The 16,645-nt window shown below is 72.9% G+C and carries 9 protein-coding genes; 8 read left to right on the top strand and 1 reads right to left on the bottom strand.

Annotated features, from left to right (window positions below; all coding sequences use genetic code 11):
- Nucleotides 1-202: 202 nt before the first annotated feature.
- Genes KGA66_RS18340 through KGA66_RS18315 form a run of 6 tightly spaced genes read left to right on the top strand, consistent with a single transcriptional unit; the run spans nucleotide 203 to nucleotide 13,166 of the window.
- Nucleotides 203-3,499: a non-ribosomal peptide synthetase gene (locus KGA66_RS18340; protein ID WP_211469381.1), complete on the top strand. Its 3,297-nt coding sequence runs from the start codon at nucleotides 203-205 to the stop codon at nucleotides 3,497-3,499.
- The gene (locus tag KGA66_RS18335) at nucleotides 3,496-9,828 is read left to right on the top strand and encodes a non-ribosomal peptide synthetase (RefSeq protein WP_211469380.1); all 6,333 of its coding nucleotides are present in this window, start codon (nucleotides 3,496-3,498) and stop codon (nucleotides 9,826-9,828) included. Before KGA66_RS18340 ends, KGA66_RS18335 begins: the two co-directional genes overlap by 4 nt.
- Nucleotides 9,825-10,031, top strand: a complete 207-nt coding sequence (locus KGA66_RS18330; protein WP_211469379.1) for an MbtH family protein — start codon at nucleotides 9,825-9,827, stop codon at nucleotides 10,029-10,031. Before KGA66_RS18335 ends, KGA66_RS18330 begins: the two co-directional genes overlap by 4 nt.
- A 1-nt stretch (nucleotide 10,032) precedes the next feature.
- A complete protein-coding gene (gene gntD, locus KGA66_RS18325) occupies nucleotides 10,033-11,046 on the top strand; it encodes a guanitoxin biosynthesis L-enduracididine beta-hydroxylase GntD (RefSeq protein ID WP_211469378.1) in 1,014 nt (337 codons plus the stop codon).
- Between the two features lie 27 nt (nucleotides 11,047-11,073).
- Nucleotides 11,074-11,817: an SDR family NAD(P)-dependent oxidoreductase gene (locus KGA66_RS18320; RefSeq protein WP_211469377.1), complete on the top strand. Its 744-nt coding sequence runs from the start codon at nucleotides 11,074-11,076 to the stop codon at nucleotides 11,815-11,817.
- On the top strand, nucleotides 11,814-13,166 hold the full coding sequence (locus tag KGA66_RS18315) for a cytochrome P450 (RefSeq protein WP_312886968.1): 1,353 nt from the start codon (nucleotides 11,814-11,816) through the stop codon (nucleotides 13,164-13,166). Before KGA66_RS18320 ends, KGA66_RS18315 begins: the two co-directional genes overlap by 4 nt.
- A 100-nt stretch (nucleotides 13,167-13,266) precedes the next feature.
- On the opposite strand, the gene KGA66_RS18310 is transcribed toward KGA66_RS18315, so the two are convergent.
- Nucleotides 13,267-14,553, bottom strand: a complete 1,287-nt coding sequence (locus KGA66_RS18310) for an aminotransferase class III-fold pyridoxal phosphate-dependent enzyme (protein ID WP_246508054.1) — start codon at nucleotides 14,551-14,553, stop codon at nucleotides 13,267-13,269.
- A gap of 232 nt (nucleotides 14,554-14,785) precedes the next feature.
- On the opposite strand from KGA66_RS18310, the gene KGA66_RS18305 reads away from it, so the two are divergent.
- Both KGA66_RS18305 and KGA66_RS18300 read left to right on the top strand, forming a co-directional pair.
- A complete protein-coding gene (locus KGA66_RS18305; RefSeq protein WP_211469375.1) occupies nucleotides 14,786-15,820 on the top strand; it encodes a ferritin-like domain-containing protein in 1,035 nt (344 codons plus the stop codon).
- Between the two features lie 42 nt (nucleotides 15,821-15,862).
- Nucleotides 15,863-16,624, top strand: coding sequence for a 4'-phosphopantetheinyl transferase family protein (locus KGA66_RS18300; protein ID WP_211469374.1), 762 nt, complete (start codon nucleotides 15,863-15,865; stop codon nucleotides 16,622-16,624).
- Nucleotides 16,625-16,645 lie beyond the last annotated feature (21 nt).

Genomic DNA, 16,645 nt, shown 5'->3' with positions numbered 1-16,645 from the left:
GGTTGCCTGGCAGCGGGAGGCCGGCGCGGGCAGCATCAGTCGGGTGCGCCTGTGATCGCCGGCGGCGCCGCCGTGCACCGCCGCGGTCCTGATCCGGCGGCGGGCGGTTGCCGAACACAGCCTCGTCGCTCGCCGCAGGGCCGTGGCCCGCGCCGCCACGCACGCGCGCCACGCAGCCCCGACGAGAGGTGACCGACCGCAGATGAGCGTGCCCGCAGCCGAACAGGGACCGGCACCGCTGCCGCTGACCACCGCGCAGCTCGGCGTCTGGTTCGCCCACCAGGCCGACCCCGGCAGCGCCGTGTACAACCTGGCGCAGTACCTGGAGATCCACGGGCCGGTGGACGGCGACCTGCTGCAGGGCGCGATCCGGGACGCGGAGGTCGAATGCGAGACCTTCGACGTGAGCTTCGGCGAGGACGACGACGGGCCGCACCAGCGCATCGTCGGGCACGTAGGGCGCGGGCTGCGGCGGCTGGACCTGAGCGGCGAACCGGATCCGCTCGCGGCCGCACGATCATGGATGGACGCCGAGCGGGCCACCCCGGTCGACATCTCCCGCGACCCGCTGTCCCTGGACGCGCTGATCAAGCTCGCAGACGAGCACCACATCTGGTACAACCGCTGCCATCACCTGCTGGTCGACGGCTACGGCGGCGCCCTGTTCACCCAGCGCGTCACGCAGCTCTACACCGCTCGGCTCGCGGGCGCCGAGCCCCCGGCCGCGGGGCGGCTCGGCACGCTGAGCGATCTGGTGCGGGAGGAGGCCGAGTACCGCGCTTCCGGGCAGTTCGAGCAGGACCGGGCGTACTGGGGTGAGCGGTTCGCCGACCGCCCCGAGCCGGTCAGCCTCTCGGACCGGCCCGCCGCGGCCCCGGGCGAGCAGGCGCTGCGCGAGACCCTGGCCGTATCGCAGCAGGACCTTGACGCGATGCGCGGGTCCGCGCGGCGCGCCCGCACGACCTGGACCGCCCTCATGGTGGCCGCGGTCGGCGCGTATCTGCACCGGATGACCGGCGCGGCCGAGGTCACCCTCGGCATCCCGGTCAGCGCGCGCCGCCGCGGCGCCGCCCGCGAAACCCCCGGCATGATGGCCAACGAACTGCCGCTGCGGCTGTCGCTGCACCCCGCCATGACCAAGGACGAACTGCTGCGGCACGCGGCAGCGCAACTCGGCGAGCTGCTGGTGCGCCAGTGCTACCCCTACGACGACCTGCGCCGGCGACTGCGGCTGTTGCGCGGCAACCGGCATCTGTTCGGCATTTCCGTCAACATTCTGATTTTCGGCGGCGAGCTGGGTTTCGCCGGCCTGCCGACGTCGGCGCACAACCTCTCCGGCGGGCCGATCAAGGACCTGGCGATCACGGTCTACGACGCGTCCGACGGCAGCGGCCTGCAGGTGGATTTCGACGCGAATCCGGCGCGGTACGAGCAGCACGAGCTCTCCGGGCACCGCGCGCGCTTCGGCGCGTTCCTCAGCGCGCTGACCGAGGCGGACGCCGGTCTGCCGATCGGCCGGCTGGAGATCGCCACCCCGGCGGAACGCGCGCAGGTCTCGACACTGCACGGCAGGCAGCGGCCCGCCGCGTCCGCGCTCGCGGACGGCTCGGTACACGGGCGCTTCGAGCGGCAGGCGCGCGCCACACCGCTGGCCGAGGCCGTCGTGTGCGGCCGCACCCGGCTCACCTACGCCGAACTCGACGCGCGCGCGGACCGGCTGGCCGAGCGGCTGCGGGCCGCCGCGGTCGGGCCCGAGGACCGGGTCGCCGTCCTGCAGAGCCGTTCCGCGGACCTGGTGGTCTCCCTGCTCGCGGTGCTGAAAGCCGGGGGCGTGTACGTGCCCTTGGACGTGCGCTCGCCGGCGTCGCGGCTGCTGGAGATCACGCAGGCGACCGGTGTACGGGTCCTGTTGACCGATCAGTGCGCCCGCGGCCTGGCCGATTTCGGGCACGGCGCCCGCGTGCTCGTCGTCGACGCGGACCGCGACGAGGAAGCGGGGAACGCCGGCTTCGAAGCGGAAGGGCAGCGGGTCGAGGCCGCGGACGCGACGCCCGGCGGTGCGGACCTGGCGGCCGGTGCCGACCGGCTCGCCTACGTCATGTTCACCTCCGGTTCGACCGGCGGCCCCAAGGGCGTGGCGGCCACGCACCGCGGCGTGCTCGAACTGGCCGCGGACCGCTGCTTCACCCCGGAGGACCAAGCCAGGGTGCTGCTGCACTCCGCGCAGGCCTTCGACGCGATCGTGTACGAGCTCTGGGTTCCGCTGCTCGGCGGCGGCACCGTGGTGATCTGCCCGAGCCCCGACCTCGACGTGCCCGGCCTCGCCGCGCTCGTCACCGAGCAGCGCCTGACCTCGCTGTGGCTGACCGCGGGCCTGTTCCGGATGGTCGCCCAGGAACAGCCGCAGGCGCTGCGCGGTGTGCGCCAGGTGTGGACCGGCGGCGACGTGGTGTCCGCGGCCATGGTGCGCCGCGTGCTGGAACACTGCCCGGGCCTCACCGTCGTCGACGGGTACGGACCCACCGAGACGACCGTCTTCGCGACCTGCCATCCGATGCGCTCGCCATCCCAGGTGCCTGATGCCGTCCCGATCGGGCGCCCGCTGGAGGATACCCGCGTCTACGTGCTCGACGGCGCGCTGCGGCTGCTGCCGCCCGGCGCGGTCGGCGAACTCTACGTCGGCGGCGCCGGGCTGGCCCGCGGCTACTTCGGCCGCGCCGCCGCGACCGCGGAACGTTTCGTCGCCGACCCGTACGGTCCGCCCGGGGCCCGCATGTACCGCACCGGAGACCTGGTGCGCTGGAGCGCCGACGGCACGCTGCTGTTCGCCGGGCGCGCCGACCAGCAGATCAAGCTGCGCGGCTTCCGCATCGAGCCGGGTGAGATCGAATCGGCACTGGCCGCGCATCCGCTCGTCGCGCAGTCCGCCGTCGTGCTGCGGGAGGACCAGCCGGGTATCAGGAGGCTGACCGCGTACGTGGTGCCCGCGGACGGTGCGCCCGGCTGCCCGGACGCGCAGCAGTTGCGCGCGCACCTGGCCGCGCGGCTGCCCGACTACATGGTTCCGGCCGCGTTCATCGACCTGCCGAAGCTGCCGGTGACCGCGAACGGCAAGCTCGATCGCGCGGCACTGCCCGTGCCGGGCGGCGCGGACGCCGAAGCCGAGGGCCGCGCCCCGGCCACCGAACGCGAGCGGATCCTGCGCGAGGTGTTCGCCGACGTGCTCGGCCGCCCCGGGGTAGGCGTCGAGCAGGACTTCTTCGACCTGGGCGGGGACTCGATCATCTCCATCCAGCTGGCCGCTCGGGCGCGCGCCGCGGGCATCGAGATCACCCCGCGCGACGTCTTCGAGCATCCGACCGTCGCGGCGCTGGCGGCCGTCGCCCGCGAGACGCGCGCCGAACCGGCCGGGCCGGCGGACGCCGACGCCGAACCGCTGATCGAACTGGACCTCGACGAGCTCGCCGAGCTCGAAACGCAGTGGGAGAACTCCCGGTGAAGCAGTCAGCCCTCGAAGCCGTTCTGCCGCTGACCCCGCTGCAGGAGGGCATGCTCTTCCACGCCCTCTACGACGAGTCGGGCGTGGACGTCTACAACGTGCAGACTCCCTGCGTGCTGGACGGTGCGTTGGACGAGGCGGTGTTGCGGGCGGCGTGTCAGGGTGTGGTGGATCGGCATGCGGCGTTGCGGGCCGGGTTCGTGCAGCGGCGTTCGGGTCAGACGATCCAGGCGATCCCGCGGTCGGTGGTGGTGCCGTTCGAGGTGGTGGATCTGGGTTCGCTCGCGGCGGGGGAGGGTGCGGCGGCGCTGGAGCGGTTGCTGGTGGCGGACCGGGTGCGCCGCTTCGAGATGGCGGTGCCGCCGTTGGTGCGTTTCACGCTGGTCAGGCTCGGGCCGCGGCGCCATGTGCTGGTGTTCACGCATCATCACATCCTGTTGGACGGTTGGTCGCTGCCGTTGGTGTTCCGGGATCTGTTCGCGTTGTACGCGGGGCGTGGCGCGGATCTGCCGGAGGTGGTGCCGTATCGCAGTTACCTGTCATGGCTGGCCGAGCAGGACCGCGCCGAGGCCGAGAACGCCTGGCGCGAAGCCCTCGACGGCATCGAGGAGCCGACGCTCGTCGCGGCGGGACACGAGGTGGCCCGGATCAGCGCCCTGCCACAGCGGCTGCGGCTGGAGCTGCCCGAGGCGGACACCGCCGCGATCGCCGCCGAGGCGAAGCGACGCGGGCTGACCCTCAACACCCTCGTCCAGGGATCGTGGGCGCTGCTGCTCAACGCCCTGACCGGCCGGCGCGACGTGGTCTTCGGCGCGACCGTCGCCGGGCGGCCCGGGCAGGTGGCCGGCGTCGAGGAGGTCGTCGGCCTGCTGATGAACACCGTGCCGGTGCGGGTGCGCCTCGACCCGGGCCGGTCCGTCGCGGCGACGCTGCTGCACCTCCAGGAGTGCCAGGCGCGGCTGACCGCCTACCAGCATCTCGGTCTCGCCGACATCGCGCGCGCGGCCGGGCTCGGCGAACTGTTCGACACCACGACCGTATTCCAGAACGCGCCGCGCGAGCGCGACGGATCGGGCGGCGCCGTCCCCGGTCTCAGCGTCGGCCTGCTCGACGACGAGGCGGCCCGGCAGGAGGAGACCGGCGCGACGCACTACCCGCTCACGCTCGTCGTGTTGCCGGGGCAACGGCTGGCCTTCGAACTGAGCTACCGGCCCGACGTGTTCGACCGCGACGAGGCGCAGAGCATCCTGGACCGTCTCAGTCATCTGATCAAGGCGATGACCGGGAACCTCGACGCCGCGCTCGCCTGCGTCGACGTGCTCACCGCGCCGGAGCGGGCGCGGATCCTGGGCCGCTGGAACGAGACCGCCCGAATCCTGCCCGGGGCGAGCCTGCCGGAGCTGTTCGAGACCCAGGTCGAGCGCACCCCGGACGCGATAGCGTTGATCGACGCGGAACGACGGCTGGCCTACCGGGAGCTGGACGCCGAGGCCGACCGGCTGGCCCGCGCGCTGCGGGTCAGGGGTGTCGGGCCGGGCGACATCGTCGCCGTGCAGCTGCCCCGCGGCCTCGAACTGGTCATCGCGCTGTACGCGGTCCACCGCGCCGGCGCCGCGTACCTTCCGATCGATCCGGACCTGCCGCACGAACGCGTCCGCTTCATGCTGGCGGACGCGGCGCCCGCCCTGCACATCGACCAGGCCGAATACGCGGCGCTCTGGCGGCTCGGCGCGAGCGCGCAGACGGCGCCGCCGCGCATCCGGCCCACGGTCCTGGACGCGGCCTACGTGATCTACACCTCCGGTTCGACCGGCCGGCCCAAGGGCGTCGTCGTGCCGCATGCCGGCATTGTCAATCGGTTGCTGTGGATGCAGGCGCAGTATCCGCTCGCACCGGATGACCGGGTGCTGCAGAAGACCCCGGCGAGTTTCGACGTGTCCGTGTGGGAGTTCTTCTGGCCGCTGCTGGTCGGCGCCACCCTCGTGCTGGCCAAACCCGACGGGCACAAGGACCCTGCTTATCTGGCCGAGACGATGCGGCGCCACGACGTGACGACCGTGCACTTCGTGCCGTCCATGCTCGATGCCTTCCTCCAGACGCCCGAAGCCGGCTCCTGCACGCGGCTGCGCCGGGTCTTCTGCAGCGGCGAAGCCCTTCCGGCGCGCATGGCGGAGCGCTTCCACGCGCTGCTGCCCGCCCGGCTGCACAACCTCTACGGGCCGACCGAAGCCTCCGTGGACGTGACCGCGTTCGCCGCACAGCCCGGCTCGCGCTACCGCGCCGGCGAGACCGTACCGATCGGCCGTCCCATCGCCAACACGCGCGCCTACGTGCTCGATCCCGCCCTGCGCCCGCTGCCGCCGGGCACCGTCGGCGAGCTCTACATCGCGGGCACCGGCCTGGCCCGCGGCTACCTCGGCCGGGCGGCACTGACCTCGGAACGCTTCGTCGCGGATCCGTTCGGCCCGCCCGGAACCCGCATGTACCGCACCGGGGACCTGGCGCACTGGACCGCGGACGGCGACCTGGTGTTCGACGGGCGCACCGACCACCAGGTCAAGCTGCGCGGCTTCCGGATCGAACCCGGCGAGATCGAACACGTACTCACCGCGCACGCCGACGTCGCCCGGGCCGCTGTCATCGCACGCGAAGACACCCGCGGCGTCACCCGCCTGATCGGGTACGTCGTTCCCCGCGACGCCGATGCCCTGATCGACACCACGTCGCTACGCCGGGACTTGGCCGCGCAACTGCCGCAGTACATGGTCCCCGCCGCGCTTGTGTCCCTGCCGCGGTTGCCGTTGACGCCGAGCGGAAAACTCGACCGGCGCGCCCTGCCCGAACCGGACTTCGCCTCCCGCGGCGAGCGCCGCGCGCCGCGCACGCCGCGCGAGGAACTGCTCGTCGCCTTGTACGCCGAAGTCCTGGGGCTCGAACCGGAGCGCGTCGGCATCGACGACGACTTCTTCGCCCAGGGCGGCGACTCGATCATCTCGATCCAGCTGGCCGCGCGCGCCCGCGCCGGCGGCCTGCGGATCACCCCCCGTGACGTGTTCGCGCACCCGACCGTCGCCGGCCTCGCGCGCGTGGCGCGCACCGCGGACACCGGATCGCGTGAGGACCCTGACGCGGCGCTCGGCGAGGTACCGCTCGCCCCGATAGCGCACTGGCTGCGGGAACGCGGAGGCCCGTTCGCCGGGTTCAACCAGTCCATGCTCTTGGAGGTCCCGCCCGCGCTGGGCCTGGAAGAGCTGACCGCGGCGGTACAGGCGCTGCTCGACCACCACGACGCGCTGCGGATGGTCCTGCGGGTCGACGAGGGCGACGGAACCTGGTCCCAGCACGTTCCCGCGCGCGGCGCGATCCGCGCCGCGGACTGCGTGAGCCGCGACGACATCTCAGCACTCGAAGACGACGGCGCGCTGCGCGCGCACATCGCGCGGCAGGCGCGGCTCGCGCAGGCCGCGCTCGACCCGCAGCGGGGCCGGATGCTGCGCGCGGTGTGGTTCGACGCAGAGCCCGAACGCACCGGCCGCCTGCTGGTGATGATCCACCACCTGTCCGTGGACGGCGTCTCCTGGCGCATCCTGCTGCCGGACCTGCAAGCCGCGTGGGACGCGATCACCCGGGGTCGCGAGCCGGCCCTCGCGCCGGTGCCGACCTCGCTGCGCACCTGGGCCACCCGGCTGCACCGCGAGGCGCACGAGCCGGAAACGCTCGGCGAGGCCCGACGCTGGGCGAGCATCGTCGAGGACGAAGAACCCCTGCCGACCGCGCGCCCGTTCGATCCGGCGGTCGACGTGCAGGCCACCGCGCGCACGCTCGAGCTCACGCTGCCCGCCGGCCACACCGAGCCGCTGCTGGGCAGCGTGCCGGCCGCGCTGCGTGCCGGGGTCGACGACGTGCTGCTGTGCGCTCTCGCCCTCGCGGTGCGGGAATGGCGGCGCACGCGGCGGGACGCCGATGCGGACCGCGACGTGGACCACGCCGCGCCGGTCGTCATCGACCTCGAAGGCCACGGCCGCGAGGAACCCAGCGCCCCGGGCTCCGAAGCGGAACTCGACCTGACCCGCACGGTCGGCTGGTTCACCAGCCTCTACCCCGTCCGCATCGAGGCGGCGGCGGACTGGAAGCCGGCCGTCACAGGCGCAGGAGGCGGTGACGCCGACGGCACCGGCGACGGCTCCGCGCTGCTGCGGGCGCTCAAGAGCACGAAGGAGCAACTGCGCGCGGTCCCGCGCCGCGGTCTCGGCTACGGCCTGCTCAGGTACCTGAACCCCGCCGCCGCGCCGGACCTGGCCGGCCGCACCGGGGCGCGGCTCGGCTTCAACTACCTCGGCCGCTTCGCCGCCCCCGAGTCCGGGCTCTGGCAACCCGCCGCCGAGGCCGAATGCGTCGGCGCGCAGGCCGACCCCGGCATGCCGCTGGCGCACCCGGTCGAACTCAACGTACTGACCCGCGATCACCCGGACGGGCCGCGCCTCACCGCGTCGTGGACCTGGGCCGAGGGCCTGCTGCGCGAGAGCGACGTGCGAGAGCTGGCAGAGCTCTGGTTCGCGGCGCTGCGCGCCCTGTCCGCCCTGCGGCCGGGCGCCGGCACGCTCACACCCTCCGACGTACCGCTCGTCTCCGTCACCATGGAGGAGCTCGAAGCGATCGAAGCGCGGGCGCCGCACGGCGTGGCGGACCTGCTGCCGCTCACCGCGGTGCAGGAAGGACTGCTGTTCCACGCCCGCTACGACACTCGTAGTCCCGCGCTCGACGTGTACAACGTGCAGACCGTGCTCGACCTCGAAGGCGACCTCGACGCCGACCGGCTGCGAGCCGCGTGCGACACACTGGTCGGCCGCCACGACGCCCTGCGGGCCGCGTTCATCCAGCGCGAGGGCGGCGAACCGGTGCAGCTGATCGCCCCGCGCGTGCCGCTGCCGTGGCGGCAGACCGACCTGCGTGCCCTCGATCCCGCGCACGCGCGGCGCGAAGCGGACGACTTCCTGGCCGAAGACCGCGCGCGCCGGTTCGACCCGGCCGCCGCCGCGCTGCTGCGTTTCACCCTGATCCGCCTGCCCGGGGATCGGGCCCGGCTCGTGTTCACGCACCACCACCTTCTGCTCGACGGCTGGTCGCTGCCGCGGCTGCTGGAAGAACTGGTCCGGCTGTACGCGGACGGCGGCGACGACGCGGCGCTGGGCGCGCCCGCGCCGGCGCGCGAACACCTCGCCTGGCTGCGCGACCAGGACCGGCCCGCCGCGGAACTGGCCTGGAGCCGGGCGCTCGCCGGGCTACCGCAGCCGACGCTGCTGGCCCCGCACGCGGATCAGAACACGGTCACGGCCCTACCCGCGCAGCTGGCGCACGAGCTGCCGGCGCAGCTGACCGACCGGCTCGCCGCCCTGGCACGCACCGAGGGCTTCACACTCAATACCCTGATTCAGGGCGTGTGGGCGCTGCTGCTCGCCTCACGCACCGGCCGGCGAGACGTCGTCTTCGGCGCGACCGTGTCCGGCCGCTCGCCCGACCTGGCCGGCGCCGAGGACATCATCGGCCTGCTGATCAACACCGTCGCGGTCCGCGTCACCCTCGACCCGCAGGAGCCGCTCACCGGGCTGTTCGCTCGCGTCCAGCGCGAGCAGAGCGCCTTGAGCGCGTACCACCACCTCGGTCTTTCCGACATCCAGCGCGTCGCGGGGCTCGGCACGCTGTTCGACAGCACCCTGGTCTTCCAGAACTACCCGCGCGGCTCGCTGAGCGCCGAACTGCCGGGCACCGCGCTGCGCGTGATCGGGTTCGGGGGAGCCGACGCGTACCACTACCCGGTCAAGCTCATGATCGTGCCGGGTGAGCGGCTCCACCTGGAGCTCAGCTACCGTCAGGACGCGTACACGAGCGACGAGGCCGAGCGGACCGTGTCCGAGCTGCGGCGGCTGCTGGACCGGATCGCGGCCGATCCGCACGCGGCGGTGCGCACGTTCCTCGCTCCTCCGGCCGAGACACCGGGCCCTGCGTCGAGTCCCGTATCGACTCCCGCGTCGACTCCCGCATCGAGCCCTGCGACGCCGCGGCCCGAAGCCGTCTATCGCGCGCCCGCGAATGCGGCCGAGGAAAGACTCTGCGCGCTGTTCGCCCGGGTCCTCGGCGCCGAGCGCGTCGGCGCCGACGACGACTTCTTCCGCCTCGGCGGCGACTCTCTCAAGGCCCTGCGCCTGATCGGCGCGCTGCGGCCAGGGCCGGACGTGCGCACGCTGTTCGACGCGCCGACCCCCGCCGCTCTCGCGCGCCGCCTGCACCGGAACGACCCCAGCGCACCGACGGAAGGACAGGCCCCGTGACCAACCCCTTCGAAAACCCCGAGGGCAGCTACCTCGTGCTCGTCAACGACGAGGGACAGTACTCGCTGTGGCCGCTGTTCGCCGAGGTCCCCGGCGGCTGGTCGGCCGCGTACGGTCCGGACGGCCGGGATGCCTGCCTCGCCTACGTCGAGCGCACCTGGACCGACCTGCGGCCCAAGAGCCTGGCCGAACGGCTCGGCTGAGATGCGCGCGAGAGCCTACGAATACGAGCTGACCGGCGCCGAGGCCGACGAACTGCGCGGGCTGGCCAAGACGCTGGCCGACGCGCCGCACGATCCCGTCCACCCCGGTTTCTACGACCACTGCTGGACCGCCGCCGGGCAGCTGCCGCGCGGCCTGCGCGAGTTCCTGGAGGGCTTGCGCCGCGGTGAGCGCGCGGCCGTCTGCGTCGTGCGCGGCTTCCCCGCCGACGACGATGCGCTCGGGCCGACTCCGGCGCACTGGGACGCGGCGGAACCTGGCCGGCCGACCCTGGAGCTGGAACTGTGGCTGGCGCTCAGCGGCCTGACCCTCGGTGAACCCTTCGCCTGGGCCAGTCTCCAGTCCGGCCGCGTGGTGCAGAACATCCTGCCGATACGCGGCGATGAGAAACGGCAGAACGGCTACGGCAGCAAGGCCTTCCTCGAATTCCACACCGAGGACGGCTTCCATCCGCTGCGCTGCGACTATCTGCTGCTGATGGGCGTGCGCAACCACGATCAGGTCCCGACGATCGTCTCCTCGGTGCGCGATCTGCACTTGACCGAGGCCGACCGCGTCCTTCTCGCCCAGGAACGCTTCTACATCCTGCCCGACGACGAACACGTCCGGCAGTTGCAGACGCACGATCCGGACAATCCGGCGCTGGAGCGGATGCGGCGCATGCGCGATGATCCGCAGCCGATGGCCGTCCTCTTCGGCGACGCGCGCCACCCCTACCTGCGCATAGACCGGCCGTTCATGCGCGCCGTGGGCGGCGATCCCCGGGCGGAGGCCGCGCTCGACCGGCTCATGGCGGAACTCGAGCGCGCGCAGCAGGAGGTCGTGGTCGGTCCGGGCACGCTGCTGGTGGTGGACAACTACCTCGCGGTGCACGGCCGCCGCTCGTTCGAGGTGCGCTACGACGGGACCGACCGCTGGCTCAAGAAGCTGACGGTCAGCCGCAACCTGCGCCGCGGCCTGACCTTCGGCGCGGCCGACTTCAGGATCGTCCAGTAAGCCGAGAAGAACCGGAGAGGGAACGCGATGCGAACGGTCATAGTGTCCGGGGCGTCCAGCGGGATCGGCGAGGCCACCGCGCAGCGGTTCGCGCAGGCCGGCGACCGCGTCGTGAACCTCGACGTCAAGCCGCCGTCCGAAGCCGGCGGCCCGGTGCGCTGGATTCAGGTCGACGTCGCCGACTGGGAGGGCGTGCGCGCGGCCGTCGACGAGGTACGCGCGCAGTACGGCGCGCTCGACGTGGTGATCGCGAACGCGGGGATCAGCGTGCGGCACGGCGTGCTCGACATCACCGAGGCCGACGCGCGGCGCGTCGTGGACGTCAACCTGCTCGGCGTCCTGGCGCTGTGGCGGCACGCGGCTGCGCACATGGTGGCGCAGGGACACGGCGTGCTGCTGGCCACCGCGTCGGTCAACGGGTTGCGCGGCTACCCCTTCTACGCGGACTACAACGCGACGAAGGCCGCGATAGCCGCGCTCGCCCGCACGTTCGCGCTCGAACTGAGCCCGAACGTGCGCGTCGCGTGCGTATCGCCCGGCGCGGTGCTCACTCCGATGCAGCGTGCTGAGTACACCGATGAGATGCTCGAAGAGACCAACCGCAACATCCCCGCCGGGCGGCACGCATCCCCGCAGGAGATCGCGGAGTTCTTCCACTTCCTGGCCGATCCGCGGGCCGCCTTCGTCACCGGGCAGGAGTTCGTCGTCGACGGCGGCGAGACCGCCGGGGCCACGACCGCCGTGTTCGGCACCGCCGGGGCGACGCGGTGACGCTTTCCGCCGGGCGCGGCGCGCGTGTGCCGCTGCGGCCCGACGATCTGCCGCGGCTCGACCTGGCCGATCCGCGCCTGCACGCCGAATCCGACCTGACCGAGGTGTGGCGGTACCTGCGCGACGAGGAGCCGGCGTACTGGCACCAGGAGCCCGGCCGGGAATCAGGCTACTGGGTGATCACCCGGTACGCCGACGTGGCCGGGATCTACCGGGACACCGTGCGGTTCACCTCGGAACACGGCAACGTGCTGGAGACGCTGCTGGCCGGAGCGGACTCGGCGGCCGGGAAGATGGCCGCGGTCACCGACGGGCCGCACCACGCCGAACTGCGTGGCCTGATGCTCAAGGCGTTCACCCCGAAGGCGCTGGCGCCGATCGTGCGCAGCGTGCGCCGGGTGACCGGGCGGCTGGTCGAGGAGGCGGTGCTGCGCGGCGAGAGCGACTTCGCCACGGACGTGGCCGCGCGCGTTCCGCTGGCGGCGATCTGTGACCTGCTGGACGTGCCGGACGCGGACCGCGCGCAGATCCTGCGCCTGACCTCCAGCGCGCTGGCCTCGCCGGACGGCGCGCCCACGCAGACGGACACGTGGACGGCCAAGAGCGAGATCCTGCTGTACTTCGCGCAACTGGCCGAGAGCCGACGCGAGCGGCCCGGCGACGACCTGGTCAGCCTCCTGGTTCGGGGCCGGGTCGGCGGGCGCCCGCTGACCGGCGAGGAGGTGGTGCTCAACTGTTACAGCCTCATCCTCGGCGGGGACGAGACGACGCGTTTCTCGATGATCGGCGGGCTGCGCGGGCTGATCGAGCGGCCGCAGGCGTGGGCGGCGGTCAAGAGCGGGCGGGCCGCGATCGAGACCGCCGTGGAGGAGGTGCTGCGCTGGACCACACCGACGCTGCACGCGGGGCGCACCGCGACGCAGGACGCGCTGATCCACGGGAGCTTCATCGAGGCCGGGGACAAGGTGACGGTGTGGAACGTCTCCGCGAACCGCGATGAGCGTCAGTTCCCTGACGCGGACGTGTTCGACCCGGCCCGCACGCCGAACAAGCACCTGACCTTCGCCTACGGGCCGCACTTCTGTCTGGGTTCTTATCTGGCCAGGGCCGAGATCGGGGCGGCGCTTGAGGCGTTGCGCACGATGGTGGCAGACGGCGCGGGCGAGGGGGCCGGTATCGAGTCGGCGGGCGAGCCGCGGCCGGTCTACTCGAACTTCCTGAGCGGGTTCAGCAGCCTGCCGGTGCGGCTGCGGATGGACCCGCGCTACCGGCCCGGCACCTGGGCGGCGCAGTCGGACCAGGCATCGTCGGAGACTTCCGCGGGGAGCGGCTGCCCGGTCGCGCACTGAACAACAGAGCTGAGCCGGAGCACTGGTTCAGGCGTTGGCTCAGAGCGCTGAGCCAACGCCGAGCGAGAGCGTCGAAACAGGGCTGCCGCGGGCCGCGGCGTCACCGAACCGTGCGCCGCTGGACCTTCAGGCAGCACGTGTCGAGGATGTCGAACGCCTGCTCCAACTGCTCCTCGGTCACCGCCGCGGGCGGAAGCATCCGCAGCACCGCGGGAGCCGTCAAGCACTGCGCCACCAACAGCCCGCGCCGGCCGGCCTCCAGGATCGCCAGCCCTGCCTGCTCGGCCGCGGCGAACTCCAGCACGCCGAACAGTCCCGCGCAGCGGGTGTCCACGAGGATGTCCGGGTACTTCTTCGCCAGCGCCCCGAGCCCCTGCGCCAGCGCCGCGCCGCCCGCGTCGAACCGCTCCGGCCCGCTCTCCAGCAGGTCGAGCGCGGCCAGCCCGGCCGCGCACGACACCGGATGCCCGGAGAAGGTCGCCGTGTGGAAGAACGGATCGTCGCGCAGCGGCGCGAACAGTTCCTCGGTGCACACCGCCGCGGACAGCGGCATCACGCCGCCGCCGAGCGGCTTGCCGAACAGGACCGCGTCCGGCTGCATGCCGTGCGCCACGGACAGCGACATCGCGCCGCAGCGGCGCAGCCCGCACTGAATCTCGTCGGCGATCACGAACGCCCCGGCCGCGTGCGCGTCGTCGCTCCACCGCCGCAGCAGCTGCGGCGGCAGGAACCGCCCGCCGCCCTCGCCCTGCACCGGTTCCACGATCAGCGCCGCGAACGGCGCTTCGGCCGCCGCGCGGGCGACCGCGTCCGGCTCCCAGGGCAGGTGCCGCACATCACCCAGGAAGCCGAGTACCGGCGCCCTGCGCTGCGCGTCATGGGTGGCGGCCAGCGCGCCCATGCTCTTGCCGTGGAAACCGCCCTCGACCGCGAGGATCGCGGGCGTACCGGTGCGCGCGATCGCCAGCTTGAGCGCCGCCTCCACCGCGTCCGACCCGTTCAGCCCGAACCAGACGCGGGTGAGCCGACCCGGGTCGATCGCGTCGGTGAGCCGCCTGGACAGCCGGGCCGCGTACGGATTCGCGAGCAGCTTCGTCGAGGTCGGCATCGTGTCCAGGGCCTCGCGCACCGCGTCGAGCACGTGCTGCGGCCGATGCCCGAACAGCGGCACGGCGTAACTGCCGAAATCCAGCACCGAGCGGCCGTTGGACAACTGCACCCGGGCGCCCTCGGCGCGCTGCTCCATGGCCCCGGAGCCGATCACGCGGTGCCGCGCGGCCACACCCTCGACCAGGTGCGCGGCGGCCGCGGCGAACAGCTCGACCGTGTCCCGCGGGTCGCTCGCCGGGCCGGCCGCCGCGGGCTTCGCCGGATCCGGGACTGTCATGTTCAAGGCACACTCCGAGGTTTGCGAACGCGCGGCGGGCGCGGGCGGATCAGGCACATCCTGCGGTGCGTCCCGGCCGGCTGCCAGGCAAGGCCACCGGCAACTTGCCTGCCGTCCAGTTGCCGCGCCGTTGCCTGGTCACCAGGCCCTTCGACTCAGAAGATTGACATGATGCGCGCCGCGGCGAACGGCGGCGCGCGCCCGCGCGGACCAGGAGAGGACGGGCGCCGAGATGGCCGAGAGGGCCGCAGAGAACGGCAGCGCGCCGGCGCTGTTCACCCCCGACGGGGCGAACCCCGACCTGCTCGGCATCGAGGCGCGCATCCGGTCGATCATCACCTGGGACTACGGCAGCCGGGACAACCGGTTGTGGGGCCTGTACGAGAAGAGCAAGACAGCGCAGTGGAACGCGACCACGGACATCGACTGGAGCTACGACGTCAGGTTCGGCGCGCCGATCTCGGCCGAGCACGGCGCGGCCGTCGCGCCCTTCGCCTCCGCGCCGGGCAGCCCGGTGCCGCCCGGACTGTGGGACACCTTCCGCTGGGAGTACCAGGCCTGGATGGTCAGCCAGTTCCTGCACGGCGAGCAGGGCGCGCTGCTGACCACGGCCCGGCTCGTCGAGACGGTGCCAGACATGGAGTCGAAGACGTACGCGGCCGCCCAGGTGGCGGACGAAGCGCGCCACGTCGAGGCGTACGCGCGCTACATCGACGAGAAGCTCGGGGTGCGGTATCCGATCAACCCCGGTCTCAAGGCACTGCTGACGGATCTGCTGTCCGAGTCTCGCTGGGACATCGTCTACCTCGGCATGCAGGTCGTCGTCGAGGGTCTCGCGCTGGCCGCGACGCGCGTGGCCAGCACCGGTTTCGGCGATCCGATCATCACCTCGATCACCCGGATGATCGCCCGTGACGAGGCGCGCCACATCTCGTTCGGCGTGATCGCCCTGACCGGGCTCTACGAGGAGATGACCAGTCGCGAACTGGCCGAGCGCGACGAGTTCCTGTGCGAGGCGATCCACCTGATGTCGCAGCGTTTCCTGCTGCGCGAGGTGTGGGAGCGCCTCGCCCTGGACGCCGAGGCCGGCGTGCGGTTCGCGAAGAACGACCCGATGATGTCCGGTTTCCGGCAGCTGCTGTTCTTCAAGGTGATCCAGGTGCTGCGCCAGATCGGCCTGATGAGCGACAGGATCAGGGATCTGCTGCTGGCGGAGTCGCTGGCCCGGCCCGACGCCTTCCAGGGTGTCGCGCCCGCCGCGCGCTGAGCCTCTGCCGCGGCGTTCCGCTTGCCGTCCGCGCAGCCAGACGTGCGCACGAGCGCGGCGGCGCGCGCCACGCCTCGCGCCGGCGTCATCGAGGTCTGGATCGTGCCGTTCGCCGAACGTCCGCGTCCTGACGATCTCGCACTGCTCGACGCGAGCGAGCGCGCCGCGGCGTCGTCCTTCTGCGCGCCGCTGCTCGCCGCGCGGTACGCCGGCGGCCGGGCCGCGGTGCGGCGGATCGTGGGGCGCGCCTTGGGCATGGAGCCGGCAGCGGTCCCGATCGGGCGCGACCGCTGCGCGCACTGCGGACAGGGCCCGGATACCGCGCAACACGGTCGTCCCCGCGTGGCACTCGCGGAATGCACGCTGCGCTTCAGCCTCTCGCGCACCGACACCGCCGCCGTGGTGGCACTCGCCGACGGCTGCGACGTCGGGGTGGACGTAGAAGCCTTACGTCCCGCGAACCTCGCCGCGCTCGGCCGGCACGCCCTTTCTCCGGCCGACCGGGCGCGTATCGATCAGGCCCCTGCGGCGCAGCGTTCTCGGCTTTTCTTCCGGTCCTGGTGCCGCAAGGAAGCGGCCACGAAGGCGGCCGGCATCGGAATCGTCACCGACCTGAGCGCCATCGACACCGCGCCACACGACGGCGGGCCGGTGCGGATCAGCCTTCCCGGCCCGGTCGCCTCAACCTGGCAAGTGCACGATCTGCGCGTACCGGAGGGTCACGCCGGCGCCGTGGCCTGGCCGCTCTCGGCCGCACGCTCGCTGATCCAACACGAGGGCGAGGCGTGGCAGGGCGGGGCGTAGCAGGGCGAGGCGTGGCAGGGC

The sequence above is a fragment of the Actinocrinis puniceicyclus genome, assembly GCF_018283645.1.
Lineage (GTDB): Bacteria > Actinomycetota > Actinomycetes > Streptomycetales > Catenulisporaceae > Actinocrinis > Actinocrinis puniceicyclus.
This window is presented reverse-complemented; position numbering and strand designations above follow the sequence as displayed.